The following is a 22358-nucleotide window of genomic DNA, read 5'->3' on the forward strand; positions in this document are numbered from 1 at the left end:
GCCGCGGGTCGCCGCAATCAACACAGCGGCGATCGGTCGGAGTACAACGGAGGCCATGCCCACGATCACCGACACCATCACCACGCCCGACGGCGACTGCCCCGTTCACCTGTTCACGCCGGAGGGGCCCGGGCCCTGGCCCGGCGTCGTGATGTATCCCGACGCCGGCGGGGTCCGGGCGGCCTTCGACCAGATGGCCGCCGAACTGGCCGGCTACGGCTACGCCGTGCTGCTTCCCGATGTGTATTACCGGCAGCCCGGCTGGGCGCCGTTCGACATGGCCACGGTGTTCGCCGACGCCAAGGAGCGCGGTCGGCTGTTCTCGATGATCGGGCAGGTGACCCCGGACCGGATGGCCACCGACGCCCAGGCGTTCTTCGACTATCTGTCCGGCCGGCCCGAAGTGCGCGGGGAGAAGTTCGGCGTGTGCGGCTACTGCATGGGCGGACGCACGTCGGTCGTGGTCGCCGGGCGCGTGCCCGACCGGGTGGCGGCGGCGGCGTCGTTCCATGGCGGCGGCTTGGTCACCGACGCCGCGGACAGTCCGCACCTGCTGGCCGACCGGATGACGGCCACCGTCTATGTGGCCGGCGCCGAGAACGACGCGTCGTTCACGCAGGCGCATGCCGCGACCCTGGACGAGGCGCTCAGTGCCGCGGGCGTCACGCACACCGTGGAGTTCTATCCGGCCGCGCACGGTTTCGCGGTGCCCGACAACGCGCCCTATGACGCCGACGCCGCGGCCCGGCACTGGGCGGCGATGCGGCAGGTGTTCGGCGCCACGCTGACCGGATAGATTCGGTCCAATATTTGCCTTAAAGGCATTTTTGCCTAGTGGGCAATATTTCTGTACGCTGGCGCCATGACCGGGTTGCGTGAACGCAAGAAAGCCGACACCCGTCGTGCCCTCTCCGACGCCACCCTCCAACTGGCCCTCGATCGCGGTCTGGAGAACGTGACCCGGGAAGACATCGCAGGTCTCGCCGGAGTGTCACTGCGGACGTTCAGCAATTACTTCTCCACCAAGTACGAAGCGCTGGCCTACCGGCAGACCGAGCGTCTGCGCCGCAGTGTCGCCCTGCTGCGTGAGCGTCCCGATCACGAGCCGCTGTGGACATCGATCACCGAAGCCATCCTCGGGCCGATCCAAGACAACTTCGCCGCCGCAACCGGTGACGCGAACAGGCCACCGAACCGCGCCGAACTTGCCGCGCTCCGCACGATGCTGGCGAACAGCGACCTCCGTAACACCTTTCCCCGCACCCTGTTCGACGACTTCGCCACGGCGATCGCCGAGCGCACCGGCACCGATTCGGAGCGTGACACCTTTCCGCGCCTCGCCGCAGCGGTGGTCCACGCGGTCGTCGAGGCCACCATGGACAGCTACGTGATGCTGGACCCGCCGGTCGCCTACCCGCGGTTGCTGCGCGCCGCGTTCGCCGACGTCGCCGCGGGGCTTCCCGCACCCGCCGACAGGAAGGCCGAAGCGTGACCGCTGCAGCAGAGCACCCCGTGATCGTCGCCGGCGCCGGGCCCAACGGGCTGATGTTGGCGTGCGAGCTCGCCCTGGCCGGAGTCCACCCCGTGGTGCTCGACCAGCTGCCCGGCCCCAGCTCGGAGCCCAAGGCTAATGGCCTTGTCGGGCAAGTGGTTCGGATGCTCGACCTGCGAGGGCTCTACAACAGGTTCAGCGGCGTAGCCGGTCCCCCACAGCCCGTCCCCGCGTGGATGTTCTCCGGGATGGCCCTGGATCTGTCGATGAGCTTCACCGGCGCCCGGCCCAACCCGATGTATCTACTCCCGGTGGCCCAGCCGCAGTTGGTGCGCCAGCTCCTGGAGCGGGCCGGCGAGCTCGGCGTCGAAGTTCGCTGGGGCCACCGGCTCACCGGCCTGGCCACCCGGGACGACGCAGTGGTGGCTAAGGTCAGCTCCCCCGACGGCGACTACCTCCTGCGCACCGACTATCTGGTTGGCGCCGACGGCGGCCACAGCATCGTGCGCAAGACGGCCGGAATCGCCTTTCCCGGGACCACGGCGCCGACGGTTTCCCGGTTGGCCCATGTGCACATCCCGGAGCGCCTGCGCGCCGCCGATCGCAGCCTTCGGATACCGGGATTCGGTCGGATCGCCCATGGCCACAACCGGTTTGACAACGGAATGGTGATCTTCGGCGAGCTCGAACCCGATCGGTCACTGTTGGGCACACTGGAGTTCGGCCGGTCGGGGGACACCGGCCCGATGACGCTTGCCGAGCTCCGGCAAAGCCTGCAGCGCATCCTGGGCGTCGACGTCGCGTTCGCCGAGCCGCCCGGGCCCGGCCCGCACGCGTTGCGCCGGATCGACGGGCAGAACAGCCGCCAGGCCGAGCACTACCGCGCTGGACGGGTGCTGCTCCTGGGCGACGCCGCTCATGTCCACAGCGCAATGGGTGGCCCGGGTCTGAATCTGGGATTGCAGGACACTGCCAACCTCGGCTGGAAGCTGGCCGCTCAGATCAACGGTTGGGCGCCCGACGGGTTGCTGGACACCTACGAGTCCGAGCGTCAGCCGCTGGGACAGCGGGTGATGATGCACTCGATGGCCCAGACCGCACTGATATCTCCCGGACCGCATGTCGCCGCGCTGCGGGAGCTTTTCGGTGAACTGACCGCGATCCCGGCGGTGTCGGCACATCTTGCCGAACTGCTCGCCGGCAGCCATGTCCGTTACGACGTCGGCGACGACCACCGATTGTCCGGCTGGCATGTCCCCGACCTCACCTTCGATGACGGCAGCCGGGTCGCCGAACTTTTGCACCGTGGTCGTGCGGTGCTGCTCGACCTGTCCGACGGCACCGCAGCAGCTGCCGCACGGCCGTGGGCCGATCGGGTCGACGCCACCACGGCTGCGATGTCCGAGCCCCCGGCTGCGGCCATGCTCATCCGTCCCGATGGCTACGTCGCCTGGGCGACCGATGACTTCGACTCCAGCCGGCGGCCTTCCCTGGAGGCCGCGCTGAGCCGTTGGTTCGGCGCGCCACGCCCCTGACCTCGCCAGGCACCCGCGAAGATCAGCCGGGGTGCAGGGCGTCACCGACGTGGTCGGCGACTCCGACGTCATGCAGCTCGGTATCCCGAGTCTCATGCATCGCCAGCAGCGCGACGAACGATAGGGCGGCCGCCGTCGACAGATAGCCGCCCACCCAGGCCACGCCGTGGCTGGCGGCCAGCCAGGTGGTGATGAACGGCGCCACCGCCGCCCCCAGAATGCTCGCCGCGTTGTAGGCGACGCCGGAACCGGTGTAGCGAACATTGGTCGGGAACAGTTCGGGCAGCACCGCACTCATCGGACCGAACGCCAACCCCATCAATGTCATCCCGATGATCAGGAAGGCCAGCATCGCGCCGGTGGATGCGGTCGGCTTCAAGAATGCGCCGAAAGTGGTCCCGTACACCATGATTCCGGCGGTGAAGATCAGCAGCAACGGGCGCCGGCCGAAGTGGTCGGCCAGCCTGCCGACGATGGGCAGCACGCAGACGAAGAACAGCACGGCGATCAGCTGGAGTCCGAGGAAGTCGGCGTAGCCGTAGCCCAGTCCGAAGCCCTCGGGCGGGCGTTTGGCGGTGCCGTAGCTCAGACTCCAGGTGGTCACGGTGTAGAAGAGCGTGTAGGGCACCACCATCACCAACGTGCCGATAATCAGCCGGCGCCAGCTCCTCCGCAGCAACTGGGCGATCGGAGCGTTCACCGGCGCGCCGGTGGCGATCGCCTGCGCGAAGACCGGGGTTTCGGTGAGCCGCAGCCGGACATACAGTCCGACGGCCACCATGACGGCGCTCAGCAGAAACGGAATGCGCCAACCCCAGGTGAGAAATGCACCGTCCGGGGCCGCGCCGCCGGTGACCGGTCCCAGCCACGCGAACAGGATCAGGAAGATCGCGGTGGCGATCAGATAGCCCAGGGGCGCACCCAGTTGCGGCCAGATGCCCGCCGTCGCCCGGCGGCCCGGTTTGGCGGTCTCGGTGGCCAGCAGCGCGGCACCGCTCCATTCACCGCCGAGCGCCAAGCCCTGGCAGAACCGCAGGGCAGCCAGTAGCACCGGGGCGAGCAGACCGATGTGGTGGTAGGTGGGCAGCACACCGATCAGGAATGTGGCGACACCCATGAGCAACAACGAGGCGACCAGGGTGGATTTGCGGCCCAGCCGATCACCGTAGTGCCCGAACAGGATCGAGCCCAGCGGTCGGGCCACGAACGCCAAGCCGAACGTCGCCAACGAGGCCAACAGCGCCGCAGTGGGGTTGCCCTTCGGAAAGAACAGCTGCGGGAAGACGGTGACCGCGGCCGCCGCGTAGACGTAGAAGTCGTAGAACTCGATCGTGGTGCCGACCATCGCCGCCACCGCGATTCTCCGGCGCGGGACACCGTCGACGAGGTCGGCCCCGCCGGCGGCGGCGCCGGCGCGATACGACGTGCTCACCTCAGATACCCGCCTCGTCGGCGACCTCACACGCCTTGTCCGCCAGGGCATCGATCCACGCGGTGATCGGGGTGCCCGCGGCGGCCTTGTTCGCCGGGTTGTCCAGCACCCGCCGCACGATGCCCTCGGCGATGATCGCGACCTTCCACAGCCCCAGCGCATGCCAGTACTGCAGCGACGCCGCGTCACGTCCGGTCTCTTCCAGATAGACCCGGGCCAACTCGGCCCGGTCCGGGAAGCCCTCCAGGGTGCTGATGATGAATTCCCCGGCGATGTGCTCCTCGCCGACCTGCGGCCAGTACGCGAGCAGGCTGCCCATGTCGGCCAGCGGGTCGCCGAGAGTGGACAACTCCCAGTCGAGCACCGCGATCACCTCGCCGCTCTTCGGTGAGGTGATCACGTTGCGCAGGTGAAAGTCCCCGTGCACCAGAGTCAGTTCCTGCTGAGGCGGAACAGCGGCGGTCAGACGCCGGGTCAGGTCATCGAGTGCGGGCAGCTCTCGCGTCTTGGACTTCTCCCACTGCCCGGCCCAGCGTTTGAGCTGACGCTGGGCGTAGGGCTTGTGGCTGGCCAGATCATCCAGGCCCACCGCGGTGATGTCGACGGCGTGAATCTTGGCCAGCGTCTTGGGCATCGACAGCCCGATCTGCCGACGCCGCTCGGGAGAAAGCGACTGCGCCACCGACATCCGGTCGGCCACCACGCCGTCTATGAACTCCATCAGCAGCAACGGCGTGTCTTCTGCGTCCCGCGTCAGCCCGTACACCTTCGGGGTGGGGACGTCGGTGTCGTCCAGCGCCGCGAGGATCCGGGCTTCGCGGGCCACGTCGTGGGCCGAGGCCAGCAATGTTCCCAGCGGGGGCCGGCGCAGCACCCAGCTGTGGCCGGCGCCGTCGGACACCCGGTAGGTCAGATTCGACTGTCCGATCCCGATCCGCTCGAAGCTCAGCGGCCCGCGCACCGGCAGGCCTAGCTCGGTGATCCACGCGGTCGCAGCCGCCGGGTCGATCCCCAGTGGCTCCTCAGCCACCGAGACCTGCCCGGAATCCGGTTGCGTCGCCGAGGATCTGGCCACCGTCCATGACCAGGGTCTGTCCGGTGATCCAGCTCGCCGCGTCCGATGCCAGGAACAACACCGCGTCGGCCACGTCACCCGGCTCGCCGATCCGGCCCAGCGGTATGGCACCCGAGAGCCCCTGCTCGTGTTCCTTCCAGAGCACCTCGGCCAGCTTGGTGCGCACCACACCCGGACAGATCGCGTTGACCCGGATGCCGGGCGAAAGCTCCAGCGCCAGCTGTTTGGTGACATGGATCAGCGCCGCCTTGGTGGCGTTGTACATGCCCATCAGCGGCGCGAAACTCATCCCGCCGATGGAGGCCGTGTTCACCACGACGCCACTGTGCTCGCCCATCCACGCCTTGACCGCGCAGGACGTCCACAACAGTGGCCCCCACAGGTTGATGTCGAAGATCTTAGCGAACCGGGCGTGGTCCTGGTCGATCAGCGGTCCGAACGCCGGGTTCGTGCCGGCGTTGTTGACCAGGACATCGATGCTGCCGAACCGTTCCAGGGTCAGGTCGATGCAGCGCTGGGCGGCGTCGTCGTCGGCGACATGGGCGGCCACGCCCAGCGCGTTGCCGTTGACCTGGGCCGCCGCCGCGTCGGCACTCTCCTGGTCGCGTGAGGTCAGGACCACGTTGGCGCCCGCCTCGGCGAGCCGCTGCCCGATCGCCAGCCCGATCCCCCGCGAGCCGCCGGTGATGACCGCGGTGCGCCCCGCGAAATCCTGTGTCGTCATCGGGCGTCCTCGCGGTACTTGTGCAGCTCCTGGCGGGCAATAGCACGCTTGTGCACCTCATCGGGGCCGTCGGCCAGCCGCAGGGTGCGCAGGTGGGCCCAGAACCCGGCCAGCGGGAAGTCTTCGGTGACCCCGCCGCCGCCGTGCACCTGGATGGCCCGGTCGACGATCTTGAGCGCGATGTTGGGCGCCGCGACCTTGATCGCCGCGATCTCGACCTGTGCCGCCTTGTTGCCGACGGTGTCCATCAGGTAGGCGGTCTTGAGCGTCAGCAGCCGGATCATCTCGATATCGATGCGCGCCTCGGCGATCCAGTCGCGGATGTTGGCGTTGTCGGAGACCGGCCGGCCGAACGCGACCCGTGACCGTGCCCGCCTGCACAGCAGCTCCAGGGCCCGCTCGGCCATGCCGATGGCCCGCATGCAGTGGTGGATGCGGCCGGGGCCGAGCCGGGCCTGGGCAATCGCGAACCCCTCACCCTCACCCTTCAGCACGTCTTTGGCGGGCACCCGAACGTCTTTGAAGTCGATCTCGGCGTGGCCTTCGCGGTCCTGGTAGCCGAAGACCGGCAGCCCGCGCATGACCGTAACGCCCGGGGCGTCGATGGGGACCACCATCATGGACTGCTGCTGGTAGACATTGGTGTCGGGATCGGTCTTGCCCATCACGATCATCACCTTGCAGTTCTGATGCAAGGCGTTGGAGGCGAACCATTTCCGGCCGTTGAGCACGTAGCCGTCGCCGTCGCGCACCATCGACAGCTGCACATTGGTGGCGTCCGAGCTGGCCACCTGCGGCTCGGTCATCGCAAATGCCGACCGGATGGTGCCCTCCAGCAACGGCTTGAGGTAGCGCTCCTTGTGCTCGTCGCTGCCGAACAGCGTTAACACCTCCATGTTGCCGGTGTCCGGCGCGCTACAGTTACAGGCTTCGGGAGCCAGATGCGGGCTGCGGCCCATGATCTCGGCCAGCGGCGCGTATTCCAGATTGGTCAGGCCCGGACCCCATTCCGGGTGGGGGTGAAACAGATTCCACAGACCGCGCTGGCGCGCCTGCGCCTTCAGCTCCTCCAGGATCGGCGGCTGAAAGTGCGGATTGCCGGATTCGGCCATCTGCGTCTCGTAGACCGACTCGGCCGGATAGACGCACTCGTCCATGAACTCCAGCAGATCCGTCTGGTATTTCGTTGCGCGCTCAGACATTTCAAACAGGGACATACAGGCTCCTCACCTAGGACACTTCGGAGTCGAGCAGGCCGCGCTGGTAGCGGCGCATGCCGCGCAGCCAACGGTCGTAATCGCCTGCCTTGTGCCGGAACATCTCCAGCACCACCGGGTGCGGCAGGATCAGAAAACGCTCGTCGTCGATGGCGGCGAGCACCTCCGCGGCGACGTCGGCGGGCTCCAGCACCTCACCGGCGGTGGTGACCGCACGGGTGGCCAGATCGCCCAGCCGGTCGCCGGATTGTTCACCGGCGTAGAGCAACTTGGTGTTGACACCCATCGGGCACAGGCAGCTGACCCGCACGCCCTGGTCGCCGTAGGTGATGTTGAGCCATTCGGCGAATCCGACCGCCGCGTGCTTGGTCACCGAGTAGGTGGCGGCGCCGAGTTGGGTGAGCAGTCCGGCGGCGGATGCAGTCGAGACGAAGTATCCCTCCCCGCGGCTTACCCAGTCGGGAATCAGCAGCTGCGCGGCGCGGATGTGCGAGCGCAGATTGACGTCGATGGCCTGGTCCCAGTCGGCTTCTCCGGGCAGGCCGGGGGCACCGGTGATCCCGGCGTTGGCGAAGTAGAAGTCGACCGGACCGTACCGCTCCTGCGCCAACGCGATCAGCTCGCGAATGGTCTCGGTGTCGGAAACGTCGCCGCCGCGAGCGACCGCAGTGCCGGGATGCTCGGCGTTGATCGCCTCGGCTACCGCCGCCGCGGCGTCCGCGTCGAGGTCGACGACCACCACTTTTGCTCCGGCCTGGACCAGCGCCGCGGCCAGCGCTCCACCGATGCCGCCACCGCCACCGGTGACGATCGCGACCCGCTCGGCAACCTTCATAAGCAACGACCCCGTTCTTCAGTGCGCAGCGGCAGTGACACTAGTTGAATCCGATCTCATGTTCGACTTTTGGTGGTTTGGAATTGCAGGGCATTGGCCCACAGCCGGGTGACGGTCGCGACCAAGGCCTCAAAGTCGGTGCCCGAACTGTGCGCGGCCTCCTCACCCACGAAGGTGCCGTATGCCAGTCGGCTGACCATCCCCGACAGTGCCCGCGACGCCAGCAGCGGATCGACATCGGCGGCGGCGATTCCGCGTTCCTGCAGATCGGCGATGCCGGCGGCATTGCGTTGGACGAACGCGTCGGCCCGTCGCGCGCGGAAGGCACGGAATTTCGGATCGATCTGGGCCACCTGCTCGAGCAGCCCCATCAACTGTGCATTGCGCCGATACGCCTCCAAATAGGCGCGATTGCTCGCTTCCAGCACCGCATAGGGGTCGTCGGAGTCACTGACGCGGCCCATGCCCGGATGCATCATGTCCTGCTGGGCCTGCTCGAGGACCGCGGCGAAAATCTCTTCTTTGTTCGCGAAGTAGGTGTAGAACGACCCGGTCGCACAACCGGCGGCCTTGGTGATGTCGGTCAGCTTGGCGTCGAGGTAGCCGTCGCGCTCGAAGACCTTGCGCGCCGCGGCGACCAGCCCCGCCCGGGTGCGTGCCCCGCGTACCGTGGCCGGCAACTGGCGGGCCGGGGCGGTCGGGACGGCATCCATCCGGGCAGACTAACTGAATTCGATGTCAACTTCATTGACTTCTTCCGAGTCGTTGCCGAGTTCACCGAGCAAGGCTTCGACCTCTCGTTCGGGCAGCGACTCCACCCCGCGCAGCTTGCGTTCGATGGCGCGGGTGCGGACTCCGGCGGTGTCGATGGTGTTACGAGCGGTGTCGAGTTGCTTGCGGGTCTTCTCCAGCACCGCCGCGAACTTGCCGAATTCGGTCTTGACCGCTCCGAGCACCTGCCAGACCTCGCTGCTGCGCTGTTCGATCGCCAGGGTGCGAAAGCCCATCCGCAGGCTGTTGAGCAGCGCGGCCAAGGTGGTCGGTCCGGCCAGCGTGACGTTGTACTTGGCCTGAATCTGCTCGAACAGCCCAGGCTGACGCAGCACCTCGGCGTACAGACTCTCGGTGGCCAGGAACAGGATCGCGAAGTCCGTGGTGTGCGGCGGCTCGAGGTACTTGTCACAGATATCGCCGGCCTCGGCTTCGATCCGCCGGATCAGCGCCTGACGCGCGGCGGCCTCCCCGGCGATGTCGGCGTGCTCCTGTGCGTCGAGTAGGCGCTCGAAGTCCTCACGCGGAAACTTGGCGTCGATCGGCAACAACACCTCGCGAGCGCCGGTGGCGCCGGGCAATCGGATCGCGAACTCCACCCGGGCGTTCGAACCCGGCACGGTGATGACGTTGGTGGCGTACTGCTCGGGCGTCAGCGTCTCGGCCAGCAGCGCGGCCAATTGCGTCTCACCGAAGATGCCGCGGGTTTTGACATTGGCCAGCACCCGCTTCAGATCACCTACCCCGGTGGCCAGCGTCTGCATTTCGCCCAGGCCCCGTTGCACGGCTTCCAGGCGCTCCGAGATCTGCGTAAAAGACTGCGCCAGGCGGGTTTCCAGCGTGGCCTGCAACTTTTCGTCCACCGTGGCGCGCATCTTCTCCAGTTGCGCGGTGTTCTCGGTCTGCAGGCTCCGCAGCTGACGATCCAGCGTGGCGCCCAGCTTGTCTTGTGTTCCCTGCAGGGTCGATCCGAAGCGGTGCAGGGTCAGCTGCCATTGGTGGAATGCCTGCGCGAGTTCGGCACGCCCGGCATGCTGCTCTTCGCGCAGGGTTCGCTCCACGCGTTCACTGTCACCGCGCAGCGCGGCGAGCTGTTCCGGCGAGATCGCCCCGCCGGCGGGGCGCACGAGCACCACCACCTGCAGGATCACCGCCAGTAGCGCCAGTGAGGTGAGGAGGATCAGCAGTGCTGTGTCCATGCCGGCAAGGTAACGCGCCCCACCGACATTTCCGGCGTTACCGCAGCGGCGAGCCCCATCGCACCTGCTCGCGCAGCTGCGCCTTGAGCAGTTTGCCGCTGGCGGTGCGTGGCAGCGCCTCGGTCACCACGCTGATGTACTGCGGCACCTTGAAGTCCGCCAGTTGGCCGCGGCAGTACTCCAGTACCGCGCCCACGTCGATCTCGTGCTGGTCGCCGAGCAGCACCGCGCCGACCTTCTCCCCCATCACCTCGTCGGGCACCGCGAGCACACACGCGTCGGCCACGCCGGGCGCCGACAACAGTGCGGCTTCCACCTCGACGCTGGAGACGTTCTCGCCGCCGCGGTTGATGATGTCTTTGAGCCGGTCGATGATGTGCACCCGGCCGGCCTCGTCGACGCGCACCACATCGCCGGTGTGTAGCCAGCCGTCGATGATCGTGGCGGCGGTCGCCTCGGGCCGGTTCCAGTAGCCCCGCATCACATTCGCGCCGCGCACCACCAGTTCACCGGTGCTCGGGTCATCACCGAGCGGGACGATGCCGATGTCTCCCGAGGGCACGGCGTAGCCGACCGAGTCCGCGTGCGCCACCGCGTCGGAGTCCGGCAGCACCGTCATCAGCGAGGCGGTCTCGGTCATGCCGTAGCCGTTGAACACCGTTGCCGCGCCGAATGCGTCGCGCAGCGACCGCACCAGCGCCGGTGCCGTTGGCGCCCCGCCGTAGCCGACCCACCGCACTCCGCTCACGTCGACCGCGGCGAATTCGGGATGCCGAAGCAGCAGCGCGTAGATCGCCGGTACCGTCACCATCGATGAGATCCGTTGTGCGGGAAGCGTTGCGATCAACTCGGGAAGATTCAGCGATCCCATGATGACCGCCGTGCCGCCGGTGTAGGCCGCGACCAGCAGTTGGGAATTGCAGCCGGTCACATGGAACAGCGGCACCGAGATCAGCGTGCGATATTCCTCGCCCAGCGCCCGGGACCGGCCCAAGGTGCGCATCATGTTCTCGGCGTTGGTCACAAACGCCTCGTGCGTGGTGGGCACTCCCTTGGGGCTGCCGGTGGTGCCGGAGGTGTAGAACAGCGCCGCGGTGTCGCCCGCTTCGAGCCCGTCCACCACATACGGTTGGCCGTCGGGCAGTGCAGTGCCGGGCGCCAGGTCCACGCTGACTCCGGCATCGGTGAGCACAAACTCGACTTCCGGTGCGGCCGAGCGGGTATTGACGGCCACCGGTATTCCGCCGCCCATCAGCGTGCCCCAAAACCCCAGCACCCAGTCCAGCCCCGCCGGGTAGCGCAACGCGACCCGGTCACCGCGCGTCAGTCCGTCGGCACGCAGCCCGCCGGCCACCCGCGCGGCCCGCTGCCACAACTGCCGGTAGGTCAGCCGGTCACCCCCGAGTTCGACCACGGCCTCACTGTCGGGCCGCTGCTCGGCCTGCTCGGCCAGCACATGGAGCAGCGTCGCCGGCAGCTGTTGGTAGTGCGCAACACCGTTGTGGTCGCGAATCAGCCCGGTCGCCGGAAAAGGGTTGTGGCTCCGCGTTATTTCGACGACGTGTGTCATGAGCAGCCCGTCATCGCCGACGCCGCCAGCCGTGCGTCACCACCCGCAACGTCCCGCGCAGTGCGTAGGCCGCGGACACGATGCACGCGAGGATCAGCACGACGAACATCGGCAGCCAATTGCCGCGGTCATGGTTGACGTGCCACCAGACATAGGTGAACAGCAGCGAGGACACGAAGAAGACCACGTCACGCCAGTTGCCCTGATAGGACAGCGCCGCCTCCCGCAGCGCCCTGGCGCGATCGGAGGCGGCTACCAAGTCGTCGATGCGCTCATCGATGGTGCGCTGCAAATCCGCTCGCCGCTGCGTCTGCTCCGCGGGAAGCCGGTCAAGCAGATCGAGGTCCTGTTTGATCAGCGCGCGTACGTCCGGGCCTTTGAGCTGCCCGGCCGCCGCCGTCAGCAGGGCTCCGCCGAAGATCGGTGCCGCGCCCAGCGCCGTACTCAGCAGTGAGGGCATCGTCGTGGGGGTTCCTTTCCCGTTGCTCCCGGCCACCCTACGACGTCAGCCGAGACTTACCGTGCCATCGGGCGCGATCCGCCAGCCGGGGTTGTGGGCGATCTCCCAGATGAGTCCGTTGGGGTCTTGGACATGGGCGTGGAATACCCCACCGAACTGGCCGGGTTGCGGCGGTTTGATGACGACACCGCCCGCGGCGGCCATGGCGTCGGCCAGCGCGATGACGGCGTCGGGACTGCCGACGTTGTGCGCCACGGTGATCCCCGAGACCCGGGAATGATCGCCGGGCAGCGCCAAGTCTTCGTTGAACTTGTCGGCGTCGAAAAAGCCCAGCACCTGGCCCGGCGCCGCCTGGTAGAAGACGATCTCGCCCTCGACGTCCAACAGGGGCTGCCAGCCCAGCGCAGCGTAGAAATTCCTGGTCGCGGCCAGATCGGTGGCCGCGATGGTGACGAAGTGCACCTGTTGTTCCATGCGGCCGAGCCTAAGACTCACCGCCGTGTCGGACCCCCTCGCTAGAATCGCACGTATGTTCGAATCGAAGGCGCTGGAGCCGGAGTCGTTGGCCGAGGCCGACGACAAGGCCCTGGTGGCGGCCATCTCGGGGTGGGCCCGACTGGAGGCCGCCGCAGCTGCGCGCCGGCTGGCCGTCATCGGCGAATTGGTGGCACGGCGCACCCGCGGGGTCGATGCGGTGAACCGGTCACGCTGGTCATGCGACTACTGGGATGCCGCAGCCGCCGAGGTCGCCGCCGCCGAGCAGATCAGCCACGGTATGGCGTCCTCGCAGATGTATCTCGCCTCGGCATTGCGGGACCGCCTGCCGAAGGTCGCCGCATTGTTTCTCGACGGGGCGATCAGCACCCGCCTCGTCGCCACGATGGTCTGGCGCACGACCTTGATCACCGACCCCTACGTGCTGCATGTCATCGACACCGAACTCGCCGAGATCGCCACCGGCCTAGGACCGCTGTCCGCGGCCAAAACTGCTGCCGCCATCGATGCCCTCATCGACCGGCACGACCCCGAAGCCATTCGGCGTTACCAGCGGGGCGCCCGCGGCCGCGAAGTGGTTGTCGATACCCGCAACAGCGAAAACGGCACCACTGCGCTGTGGGGCCGGTTGCTCTCCACCGATGGCGCCGCACTCGACCGGCGCCTGACACAACTGGCCCATACCGTCTGCGACGACGATCCTCGCACTCTCGCCCAACGCCGCGCCGACGCCCTCGGTGCCCTGGCCGCCGGTGCCGACAACCTGGCCTGCGCCTGCGGCAACAGCGACTGCCCGGCAGCCGGCGCCGACGCCCGCGCGACCAACGTCACCGTCTACGTCCTCGCCGACCAAGCCGCACTGAACAACCCGGCCGACCCCAGGTTCGGCGCCGGCGCCCCCGACCAAAACTCCGAGCCAGCCGGTGCGGCAACCACGCCGGCGCCCCAGACGCGTCCGGCACCGTCCGGGCACATCATCGGCGGCGGCACCATACCCGCACCGCTGCTGGCCCACCTCGTCAACAACGGCGCCACCGTCAAACCGCTGCGGCACCCGACCGACCTGCCGGCCGAACCGCACTACCGGCCCTCTACAGCGTTGGCTGCTTTCGTCCGGGCCCGCGACCTCACCTGCCGATTCCCCGGCTGCGACCAGCCCGCCACCCACTGCGACATCGACCACGCCGTGGCCCACCCGCGGGGGGCCACCCACCCGGCCAACCTGCGCTGCCTGTGCCGAAAACACCACTTGCTGAAGACTTTTTGGACCGGTGCCCACGGCTGGAGCGATATTCAGTACCCGGACGGCACGGTGAAATGGACCAGCCCCACTGGCCACACCTACACCACCCGGCCTGGCAGCACTCTGCTATTCCCTGCCCTGTGCCAAGCCGCCGCCACACCAGCGGTAACACCGTCACCAGCGACATCGACCGCCGACCGCGGCCTGATGATGCCTACGCGCAAGCGCACCCGCATCCAAGACCGCGCCCACCGCATCAACAGCGAACGTGCTCTCAATAAGGCGCCACCCTGACGAGGGCGGGCAACTAGCTCTTGAAGGGCAGGATCTTGTTGAGCTGGTCGAGTTGCTTGCGCAGGTCGTGGATCAGCGCGGTGCCCCTCGCGGTCTGGGCAACGGCGTAGATGCCGTTCTGTTGCTCTGCCAGCTCCGCGATGTTGTCGTGGGCGACGCGGACAGACTCCAGGGTGCGCGCAAGCAGGTCCGTAGTGGACTCCGTCGTGGACGCAGTGTCGTTTGCATGGCTCACGGCATCGCAGCCTATCGCTTCACGATAGGAACTGTGTGGGAACCGCGGGCATAATCTGCGACAAACATCGGCCGCGTCCGGCATAGTCACTCGACAACACGACGCACTGAGGAGGGGTCGACCGTGAAGCGCTACCTCACCGGAGGCCTGGCCACCGCGCTGGCGGCAGCCGGACTCGCGACCGGGTGGCTGATCGCCTCGGCGCCGGCGGCCCATGCCGGTTGTCAGGACAACCCGCTGCTGTTCTTCTCCACCGCCCAGAAGTGCGACGGCCCGATTCAGCCCGACGGCAGCTGGCAGCGCTGCGTCATCTATTACTACGAGCCGCCGAAATCACCACCGTCGCAACAGGACTGCCATCAGATGGGGCCGGTGGGCCAGCAGTACCCGTTCCACTCGTTCTACATGCCGGAAACCCACATCGACCCGTAGCGGGGCTCAGTCCATCAACTGCGCGGCCACCGTCGCGCCAAGCTCCCAGCACGCTTCCAGGTCGGACTTGTCCGGCTTGCCCGAAACCACCACGTAGTCGGCCGCTTTGACCCATCCCAGCCCCGTCGTGATGGAGTCGACGGCCCGTTCGGCGCCTTCGGTGCCTTCGTTGCCGTGCAGGTAGAGGCCGAACGGCCTGCCGCGGGTCGAGTCCAGGATCGGGTAATAGCAGACGTCGAAGGCGTGCTTGAGCGCCCCGCTGATATAGCCCAGGTTGGCCGGGCTGCCCAGCAGGTAGCCGTCGGCGGCCAGCATGTCGCTGGGCGACACCTCGAGCGCGGCGCGGCGCACCACGTCGACGCCCTCGATCTGCGGGTCCGTCGCCCCGGACAGCACCGCCTCGAACATCGCCTGGCAGAACGGCGAAGGCGTGTGATGCACCACCAGCAACGTCTTGCTCACTGCTGCCCCTGCAGCTGGACCGCGGTCTTCATCGCCTCCCGCGCGCGACGACGGTCCCCGGCGAACTCGTAGGCCCGGGCCAGCCGGTACCAGCGCCGCCAGTTGTCCGGGTCGGCATCGAGCTCGGCACGAACGGCGTGGAACAGGGCATCGGCGGCGTCGCGTTCGATGCGTCCGGACGGACGCCGCGGCAAGGCGCCGGCGTCGAGTTCCATTCCTTCCTCGGCGATCAGCCGCGACAGCCGCTGGTGGGCGAACCCGTCCCGCAGGGTGGCGATCATCGCCCACAGCCCGAGGAACGGCATGATCAGCAGCGCCAGCCCCATCCCGATCGCCGGCACCGAACCGGAGGCGATCAGCAGCACCGCGATCCGGCCCAGAAACGCCAGATACATCAGCAGCGCCAGGCACATGAAGGCGATGAGCACCTTCACCCGGGCGGCCGGCGACACCTTGTTCACGACTACTTCAGGTCGAGGAGGGACTCGATGCCGATCGTGAGCCCGGGGAATTCGGCGACCCGGCGCACCGCCAGCAGCACCCCGGGAACGAATGAGGTCCGGTCAATGCTGTCGTGCCGGATGGTCAGCGTCTCCCCCATGGTGCCGAACAGCACTTCCTGGTGGGCGACCAGCCCGGCCAGCCGAACCGAGTGCACCGGCACGCCGTCCACGTCTGCGCCGCGCGCTCCGGGCAGGCCGGTGCTGGTGGCGTCGGGGTTGGGCGGAAGCCCTTTCCGGGCTTCGGCGATCAGCGCGGCGGTGCGAGCGGCCGTACCCGACGGCGCATCGGCCTTCTGCGGGTGGTGCAGCTCGATGACCTCCACCGATTCGAAGTACTTTGCGGCCTGGGTCGCGAAATGCATCGACAGCACCGCGCCAATCGCGAAGTTGGGTGCGATCAGCACCGCCGAACCGGGCTTGGCCTCGATCCAGGAACGCACCTGGGCCAGCCGCTCGTCGGTGAACCCGGTGGTGCCCACCACCGCGTGAATCCCGTTGTCGATCAAGAACTTCAGGTTGTCCATCACGACGGCGGGGTGGGTGAAGTCGATCACCACCTCGGTGCCGCTGTCGGTCAACAGGCTCAGTTCATCGCCGGCGTCGACCTCGGCGGACAGGGTGAGATCTTGCGCGGCGTGCACCGCCGCAACCATCGTGGCACCGACTTTGCCCTTGGCGCCCAGTACTGCTACTCGCATAGCTGCCACCCTAGTGGCAGCGGGCTTCAGGACACCTCTCGGCGGGTCTCGCCGGACTCACCGGGGTCAGCAAGGCGTTCGGCGACGAAACGGACGATCAGGTCAAACGCCGCCCGACTCTCGGGCAGGAAGGGGAACAGTGCCGGGAACGCGTGCACCTGATGAGCCCACAGCTCGAGCCGGCTGGACCGGCCGTGCTGAAGCAGTGCCGCGTGTAACCGTTCGTTATCGCAGCGCAGGATCTCCGACTCGGCGGCGATCAGCAGCGCCGGCGGCATGGTTTCCAGCTGGCCGTTGATCGGAGAGAGCTCATACCGCATCGGCGGTGACGGGCACACATGGTCGACGAGGTCGGGCAGCGCGTCCGCGATGCCGAATGCGTCGGTGCCCATGTTCGGGTGAGTACTGCGGGCCGTTCCGTCGAGCTCCAGCAGCGCTGAGATCCCGATGACGCCGGCCGGTGCCGGCAACCCCTCCTGCTGGGACCGAAGCGCGGTGGCAAACGTGAGAAAGCCTCCTGCGGAGTCTCCGGCGATCACCGTTTTGGCCGGGTCTGCCCCCTGTTCCAGCAGCCAGCGGTAGGCGCCGACGCAGTCCTCCACCGAGCCGTCCACGCTCACGTCGGGGAATTGCCGATAGTCGACGTGCACTACCGGCAACCCGGTGCGCCGGGCCAGGGCCGCCACGACATGCAGGTGGGTGTCGAAACCGCCGGTGAAGAACCCACCGCCGTGAAAGTACAAGATGGCGCCGTCGCCCAGCGGGGCGACGCAGTCTGCTCTGCGAACAGTCTCGACCGGAACCCCTGCGGCGAGTTCGCGGGTGAAACGGATCCTGAAGTACGGGCGCAGCCGTTGCAGGCGGGCGACGGTGTTGGTACGCCGGCCCAACTGCGCCAACATTCCGGGCATGGCCTCGGGGCCCCCGCGGCGGCTGACCCACCGCACCAACCGCGGCATCACCGCCGCGAAGACGGCGTAGATGATCCTGGCCCGCAAACTCGCGCGATGGATCTCAGCAACACCAGACATCCGGGCATCCTATCGCCACCGATACGGCTCGACTCACGCGTCGATGACGATCCGCCCCCCATTGGCCCGCGAGACGCAGACCAGCATCTCGTCCTCGCCCTCTGCGGTGCGTCCACGCCGGTCGACTTGTCCCGCACTGCCGGCAATGACCTTGACCTTGCAGGTGCCGCAGAATCCCTGCCGGCAGGAGTATGCGGTCGTCGGATCGGCGTCGAGCATCACGTCCAGCGCCGAGCGGTCCGCGGGAATCTTCAGTACGCGGCCCGACCGGGCCAGCTCCAACTCGAAGGGCACCCCGTCGACCACCGGTGGCGGACTGAATCGTTCATAGTGCAGCGGGGCTTGGATATTCGAGGCCTGCCCGTCGCGGGTGACGCGCACCGCCTCGAGCATCGCGGTCGGCCCGCACACGTACACCGCGGTGTGCGGTCCGGCTCCGGCCAACAGTTCGTCGGTGCCGGCGAAACGGCCGTGCTCGTCGTCGGCCCACACCGTGACCCGCCCGGGATCCACGGCCAGCACCTCGTCCAGCAACGGCATGTCGGCTCGGCTGCGGCCGGCATACACCGCGCGCCAATCGATTCCGCGCTGGGCAGCCTCGCGCAGCATCGGCAGCATCGGGGTCACGCCGATTCCGCCGATGACGAACAGCACGTCGCTCTCACCGGTGCCCAGATAGAACGCGTTGCGCGGCCCCTCAAACAGCAACGTGTCGCCTTCGGCGTAGGACTCGTGCATCTCGACCGAGCCGCCGCCGCCGTCATCGAGCCGGCGCACCGCGATGCGGTACTCGGTGCGACGTCCCGGCACGCCGCACAGCGAGTACTGCCGGCGGCGGCCCGACGGCAGCTGCACATCGATGTGACCGCCCGGCGTCCAGGACGGCAACAGTCCGCCGTCGGGGTCTGCCAGGGTGAGGGCCACCACGTCGCTGGTCACCATCTCCCGCTTGGTGACGACGGCCGCGATCGTCCGGGACACCGGGGCTACTCGGGACGGCTTCCACCGCGAAAGTGCGGCCATGCCACCGAATACCGTGACCGCTGCCCAGAGCGCGTTGAACAACCGGTCATGCTTTCGCCGGCCGTACAGGTCGGCGGGACGCGAATCCCAGATCTGCGGCGCCATGTCAGGCGTGTCGAAGGTCATCGCCGGACGCGCCGGCACCGCCGGCCACGCTCTGTTGCACCCACTCGTCGGTGAGCCGGGCGATGACCTCGGGGCGATCGATGACCACCCAGTGGCCGCCGTCGATGTCGAGCACCCGATGGTTGGCCGGGATCGATCCGGTGTACCGCTGCAGGGCCGGGCTGACGAACAGATCCAAGCGGGGCGCGAGCACCTGCACCGCGACATCGGTGGCGGGCAGCGGCCGCGACGGCTTCAGAAAAGGCCTCGGCATGTTCGCGCGGTACAGGTTGAGCCCGTTGACGTAGTCGTTCTCGCCTCGGGGCATGGTCGGCTGCGGCTTGCCAGAGCGACCGATACGGTCAAGCCAGCCAAGGACTCTGACGCCCAGACCGGACCGGAAGGCCGCCTCGGGAACCCGCGGGGTCAGGAACAACCAGATGTAGCTCGACTCCAGCAGCTGCCTGACGACGTCGGCGAGCGTGCGAAGGTTGCGCGCCGAGCGCAGGAACCGGCCGGCGTAATCCAGGTGTGGACCCGAAATCGAGGTGTAGGAGCCGACTTTGGCCGCCACGGCCGGGTCGGTGATGGCGGCCCAACCCTGGATCGAACCCCAGTCGTGGCCTAGGAGGTGAACCTGGTTCACACCCAGTCGGCCCAAGTGTTCGATCACCGCGGCGACATCGGCGATCAGGTGCGGGAATCGGTAACCCGACCGATCCGCCGGCGCCGAGGACGTCCCCGCACCGCGTACGTCGTAGGCGACGACGTTGTAGCGGCCCGGGTGCTGTTCGATGAGCTCACGAGCCACCCCGTCCCACACGTGGTGGTTGTCCGGGTAGCCGTGGATCGCCAGGATGGTCGTCCGCTTCGGGTCCAGATCCGTGTAGGCGTGCACCGCCAGGGTCACACCGTCGGCTGACGTCACAGTGGTAGTGGTGGGGGTGGTCATCGACTGCACTCCTCGTTGTTCGCCTGCGGTACCGGTCAGTGCGTGGCGCGGGCAGCGGGCGAAATGGCCAGGTAGTTGACCGCCTTCTCCACCCCGCCCAGTTGCGACGGGTGAAAACCCGGACGGTAGTAGGAGGCGATCGCGGGCAGGAACTCGAACGGCGAGGGCACCAGCCCACGGCGCGCAGCGATGAACCAGTCCCGCCAGCGCGGCTTGGTTCCGGCCGACAGTTGCGGGTCCACCTTGTACATGAACCGCAGGCCGCGCACCCACAACAGCAGCATCAGGGGGGTGACGGCCAACTGCGTACGGACCTGCCGGAAGAAGCCGGCCTTCAGGTGCTTCATCACGTCGAACGCGACAGCCTTGTGCTCGACCTCTTCGGCGCCGTGCCAGCGCAACATGTCCAGCATCACCGGATGGGTGCCGATCTCGTCCAGCGCGGGGCTCTCCAGGACCCACTCGCCGAGAATCGCCGTGTAGTGCTCGACCGCGGACACCAGGGCCACCCGTTCCAGCAGCCAGCGCTGCTGACGGCGCTCACTCCAAGTCGGCCGGTCACCGAGCAACTTGTCGAACAGCCACTTGATCTGGCCGGTGAACGGCGACATGTCGACACCGCGGGCGGCCAGGTGGTCGACGACTGCGCTGTGCGCCTGGGAGTGAGTGGCCTCCTGCCCGATGAACCCCTGGACGTCGAGCCGCAGCTGGTCGTCCTTGATCAGCGGTAGCGCCTGCTTGAACACCTCGACGAAGAACTCCTCGCCGGCGGGCAGCAGCAGGTGCAGCACGTTGCAGAAGTGGGTGACGAAGGGCTCGCCGGGCACGTAGTGCACGGGCAGGTCCGACCAGTCGAATCCGACGTCGCGGGCCTGCAGGACGATGCGTTCGTGGTCTAGCGATCCGTCGTGCGGACCCGCGGCGCTGTCGTCGACCTTGAGCATGCCCAACCCCTCGTCAGATTTACAAACCAGTCTGATTTGTACAACGGTACCACCGGTACCGCATTCACGAAATGGCCGCCGTTGTCACGGACAGGCGTCAGCGCCCTGACTCTGCCTTCTGCTTGAGCCGGTCCAGGGTGAGCCGGATGTGGTCGGCGTTGGCGGCGCTCCGATCGGCGACGCCGCTGACCAGCCGGCTGATCCCGAGGGCCCAGCGGGGCCGGTGGTCCCACGTGCTCTCGGTGACCTGGCAACCTCCATCGACGGGGGTGATCTCGTAGGCCCAGCGGGCCACCGGGATGACCGACGAGCGCACGTCGAAGGAGAACAGGCGGCCGGGTTCGGCGTCAACGACGGTGCAGACGGTGTTCCAGCTGTGCGAACCGTTGCGGTTGGCGCCGCTGAACTTCGCCCCGGGACGCACTGAATCGCCTTTGCGCCACCGCATGGCGACGGTCTCCTCGGCGCAGTCCGCCAAGGCGGACAGGTCGGTGATCAGCGCATAGACCACCTCGGGGGCGGCGTCGATGTGCACGGTGCCGGTTGCTGACGGGCCGGATGTATCAGTCATGCGGCGATCATAACGACGCGGTACCGCCGGTTCAGGGTGTCAGAGCGGCGATGATCTCGGCGGCGGGAGCCGAGCGGGCGGTCCGGTAGGCGGTCCCGGCCCACAGGCTGGTCCCGTGCGGGTCGTCCAGGGCCACCGCCGCCGCCCGGATCGGGGTGGTCATGTGGTTGATCTCGGGGTATCCCACCGGAGCCACATCCTCGAAGGCCCGGGTGAAGTCGTTCTCCAGGCCGCGTGCGTAGCGGCCGGAGAACGCACACGTCACCGTGGTGTTGGTGAATTCCGGGTTGGTCAGGGCCGCACGGTGCGTCGGGTTGGTCCCGGCTTCGTGCGCCAGCAGCAGCGCGGTGCCGACCTGGGCTGCCACCACACCGTCGTGCAGTACCCCGGCCACGTCGGCCGCGGTGCCGAGCCCGCCCGCCGCCACCAACGGGACATGGCCGTGGGCGTGGGTGATCTCCGCCAGCACATGCTCCAGGGAGTCGGTGCCCGGGTGCACGTCCGGTGCGAAGGTGCCCCGGTGTCCGCCCGCCTTGGGGCCCTGCACCACCAGTGCGTCGGCACCGTGTCCCAGGGCGACACCGGCCTCGTAGGCCGAGGTCACCGTGACCATCGTCAGGATGCGCAACGCCCGCAGCGCCTCCAAGTCATCGGGCGACGGCGTCCCGAACGTGAACGACACCACCGTGGGCCGCAGGTCGGCGATCACCTCGAGCTTCTCCGGCCAGCAGTCGTCGTCACCGAAGCGCGGCCGGCCCAGCTCCACGCCGTAATGTTCGGCCAGCGGATCCAGGAGGTCGGCGTACTCGTCGAGCAGCACCACATCGGCGCCACTGGGTTGGGGCACAAACAGATTCACCCCGAGCGGGCCGCTGGTGGCCGCGCGCGCGGCGGTGATCTCGTCGGCCAGCTGTTGAGCGGTGCGATAGCCGCCGGCGACAAACCCCAGGCCGCCCGCCTCCGACACCGCGGCCGCCAGCGCCGGTGTGCTGGGACCGCCTGCCATCGGCGCGCCGATCAATGGGACAGTGAGCTCAGAGAAGCTGAACGCCATTCCCCT

Annotated in this window: 25 protein-coding genes; 5 read left to right on the forward strand and 20 right to left on the reverse strand. The window is 68.0% G+C overall.

The window, feature by feature from the left end:
* The first annotated feature begins 55 nt into the window (after window positions 1–55).
* The 3 genes from ABW16_RS07460 (at window position 56) to ABW16_RS07470 (ending at window position 3027) form a co-directional block, all read left to right on the forward strand.
* Window positions 56–796, forward strand: a complete 741-nt coding sequence (locus ABW16_RS07460) for a dienelactone hydrolase family protein (RefSeq protein WP_047318508.1) — start codon at window positions 56–58, stop codon at window positions 794–796.
* 66 nt (window positions 797–862) lie between these two features.
* The gene (locus ABW16_RS07465; RefSeq protein WP_047318509.1) at window positions 863–1492 is read left to right on the forward strand and encodes a TetR/AcrR family transcriptional regulator; all 630 of its coding nucleotides are present in this window, start codon (window positions 863–865) and stop codon (window positions 1490–1492) included.
* On the forward strand, window positions 1489–3027 hold the full coding sequence (locus ABW16_RS07470; protein ID WP_268768023.1) for an FAD-dependent monooxygenase: 1539 nt from the start codon (window positions 1489–1491) through the stop codon (window positions 3025–3027). The genes ABW16_RS07465 and ABW16_RS07470 overlap by 4 nt, the downstream gene beginning before the upstream one ends.
* Window positions 3028–3049: 22 nt before the next feature.
* Here the strand turns inward: ABW16_RS07470 and ABW16_RS07475 are convergent, their stop codons facing one another.
* From ABW16_RS07475 to ABW16_RS07520, 10 genes are read right to left on the reverse strand one after another with little or no spacing between them, the layout of a single operon-like run.
* Entirely contained in the window at window positions 3050–4459 is a 1410-nt protein-coding gene (locus tag ABW16_RS07475) for an MFS transporter (protein WP_047318510.1), read from the reverse strand.
* A 1-nt stretch (window position 4460) separates the two neighbouring features.
* The gene (locus tag ABW16_RS07480; RefSeq protein ID WP_047318511.1) at window positions 4461–5489 is read right to left on the reverse strand and encodes a phosphotransferase family protein; all 1029 of its coding nucleotides are present in this window, start codon (window positions 5487–5489) and stop codon (window positions 4461–4463) included.
* The gene (locus tag ABW16_RS07485) at window positions 5482–6258 is read right to left on the reverse strand and encodes an SDR family oxidoreductase (protein ID WP_047318512.1); all 777 of its coding nucleotides are present in this window, start codon (window positions 6256–6258) and stop codon (window positions 5482–5484) included. Before ABW16_RS07485 ends, ABW16_RS07480 begins: the two co-directional genes overlap by 8 nt.
* The gene (locus ABW16_RS07490) at window positions 6255–7475 is read right to left on the reverse strand and encodes an acyl-CoA dehydrogenase family protein (protein ID WP_047318513.1); all 1221 of its coding nucleotides are present in this window, start codon (window positions 7473–7475) and stop codon (window positions 6255–6257) included. The genes ABW16_RS07485 and ABW16_RS07490 overlap by 4 nt, the downstream gene beginning before the upstream one ends.
* A gap of 13 nt (window positions 7476–7488) precedes the next feature.
* Window positions 7489–8310 carry an SDR family oxidoreductase gene (locus tag ABW16_RS07495; protein WP_047318514.1) on the reverse strand — a complete coding sequence of 274 codons (822 nt, stop codon included), beginning with the start codon at window positions 8308–8310 and terminating at the stop codon, window positions 7489–7491.
* A gap of 56 nt (window positions 8311–8366) precedes the next feature.
* Window positions 8367–9023 carry a TetR/AcrR family transcriptional regulator gene (locus ABW16_RS07500; protein WP_047318515.1) on the reverse strand — a complete coding sequence of 219 codons (657 nt, stop codon included), beginning with the start codon at window positions 9021–9023 and terminating at the stop codon, window positions 8367–8369.
* A 9-nt stretch (window positions 9024–9032) separates the two neighbouring features.
* Window positions 9033–10280 (reverse strand): DNA recombination protein RmuC, encoded by a 1248-nt coding sequence (locus ABW16_RS07505; RefSeq protein WP_047318516.1) that lies wholly within the window; start codon window positions 10278–10280, stop codon window positions 9033–9035.
* A gap of 37 nt (window positions 10281–10317) precedes the next feature.
* Window positions 10318–11850, reverse strand: a complete 1533-nt coding sequence (locus ABW16_RS07510; protein ID WP_047318517.1) for a class I adenylate-forming enzyme family protein — start codon at window positions 11848–11850, stop codon at window positions 10318–10320.
* Between the two features lie 10 nt (window positions 11851–11860).
* On the reverse strand, window positions 11861–12310 hold the full coding sequence (locus ABW16_RS07515) for a hypothetical protein (protein ID WP_047318518.1): 450 nt from the start codon (window positions 12308–12310) through the stop codon (window positions 11861–11863).
* A 45-nt stretch (window positions 12311–12355) separates the two neighbouring features.
* Window positions 12356–12784 carry a VOC family protein gene (locus ABW16_RS07520; protein ID WP_047318519.1) on the reverse strand — a complete coding sequence of 143 codons (429 nt, stop codon included), beginning with the start codon at window positions 12782–12784 and terminating at the stop codon, window positions 12356–12358.
* A 55-nt stretch (window positions 12785–12839) separates the two neighbouring features.
* On the opposite strand from ABW16_RS07520, the gene ABW16_RS07525 reads away from it, so the two are divergent.
* Window positions 12840–14342, forward strand: a complete 1503-nt coding sequence (locus ABW16_RS07525; protein WP_052956801.1) for an HNH endonuclease signature motif containing protein — start codon at window positions 12840–12842, stop codon at window positions 14340–14342.
* Between the two features lie 13 nt (window positions 14343–14355).
* Here ABW16_RS07525 and ABW16_RS07530 read toward each other — a convergent pair whose 3' ends face one another.
* On the reverse strand, window positions 14356–14577 hold the full coding sequence (locus ABW16_RS07530; RefSeq protein ID WP_047318521.1) for a hypothetical protein: 222 nt from the start codon (window positions 14575–14577) through the stop codon (window positions 14356–14358).
* 123 nt (window positions 14578–14700) lie between these two features.
* Here ABW16_RS07530 and ABW16_RS07535 point away from each other — a divergent pair, with 123 nt between their 5' ends.
* Window positions 14701–15009 (forward strand): CDGP domain-containing protein, encoded by a 309-nt coding sequence (locus ABW16_RS07535; protein WP_047318522.1) that lies wholly within the window; start codon window positions 14701–14703, stop codon window positions 15007–15009.
* A 6-nt stretch (window positions 15010–15015) separates the two neighbouring features.
* Here ABW16_RS07535 and ABW16_RS07540 read toward each other — a convergent pair whose 3' ends face one another.
* The 9 genes from ABW16_RS07540 to ABW16_RS07580 form a co-directional block, all read right to left on the reverse strand.
* Window positions 15016–15417, reverse strand: coding sequence for a flavodoxin family protein (locus ABW16_RS07540; protein ID WP_230987619.1), 402 nt, complete (start codon window positions 15415–15417; stop codon window positions 15016–15018).
* A gap of 50 nt (window positions 15418–15467) precedes the next feature.
* Window positions 15468–15884: a tetratricopeptide repeat protein gene (locus tag ABW16_RS07545; RefSeq protein ID WP_412178187.1), complete on the reverse strand. Its 417-nt coding sequence runs from the start codon at window positions 15882–15884 to the stop codon at window positions 15468–15470.
* Window positions 15885–15934: 50 nt separating this feature from the next.
* Entirely contained in the window at window positions 15935–16672 is a 738-nt protein-coding gene (gene dapB / locus ABW16_RS07550; protein WP_047318524.1) for a 4-hydroxy-tetrahydrodipicolinate reductase, read from the reverse strand.
* Window positions 16673–16698: 26 nt separating this feature from the next.
* A complete protein-coding gene (locus tag ABW16_RS07555) occupies window positions 16699–17703 on the reverse strand; it encodes an alpha/beta hydrolase (protein ID WP_047318525.1) in 1005 nt (334 codons plus the stop codon).
* Window positions 17704–17736: 33 nt separating this feature from the next.
* On the reverse strand, window positions 17737–18831 hold the full coding sequence (locus ABW16_RS07560) for a PDR/VanB family oxidoreductase (protein ID WP_047318636.1): 1095 nt from the start codon (window positions 18829–18831) through the stop codon (window positions 17737–17739).
* A gap of 1 nt (window position 18832) precedes the next feature.
* The gene (locus ABW16_RS07565; protein ID WP_047318637.1) at window positions 18833–19783 is read right to left on the reverse strand and encodes an alpha/beta fold hydrolase; all 951 of its coding nucleotides are present in this window, start codon (window positions 19781–19783) and stop codon (window positions 18833–18835) included.
* Window positions 19784–19818: 35 nt separating this feature from the next.
* Window positions 19819–20727 (reverse strand): metal-dependent hydrolase, encoded by a 909-nt coding sequence (locus tag ABW16_RS07570; protein ID WP_047318526.1) that lies wholly within the window; start codon window positions 20725–20727, stop codon window positions 19819–19821.
* 97 nt (window positions 20728–20824) lie between these two features.
* Window positions 20825–21298: an SRPBCC family protein gene (locus ABW16_RS07575; protein ID WP_047318527.1), complete on the reverse strand. Its 474-nt coding sequence runs from the start codon at window positions 21296–21298 to the stop codon at window positions 20825–20827.
* A gap of 31 nt (window positions 21299–21329) precedes the next feature.
* Window positions 21330–22352, reverse strand: coding sequence for a nitronate monooxygenase (locus tag ABW16_RS07580; protein ID WP_047318528.1), 1023 nt, complete (start codon window positions 22350–22352; stop codon window positions 21330–21332).
* Between the last annotated feature and the right edge of the window lie 6 nt (window positions 22353–22358).

Source organism: Mycolicibacter heraklionensis (genome assembly GCF_001021505.1).
In the GTDB taxonomy this organism is placed as follows: Bacteria; Actinomycetota; Actinomycetes; order Mycobacteriales; family Mycobacteriaceae; genus Mycobacterium; species Mycobacterium heraklionense.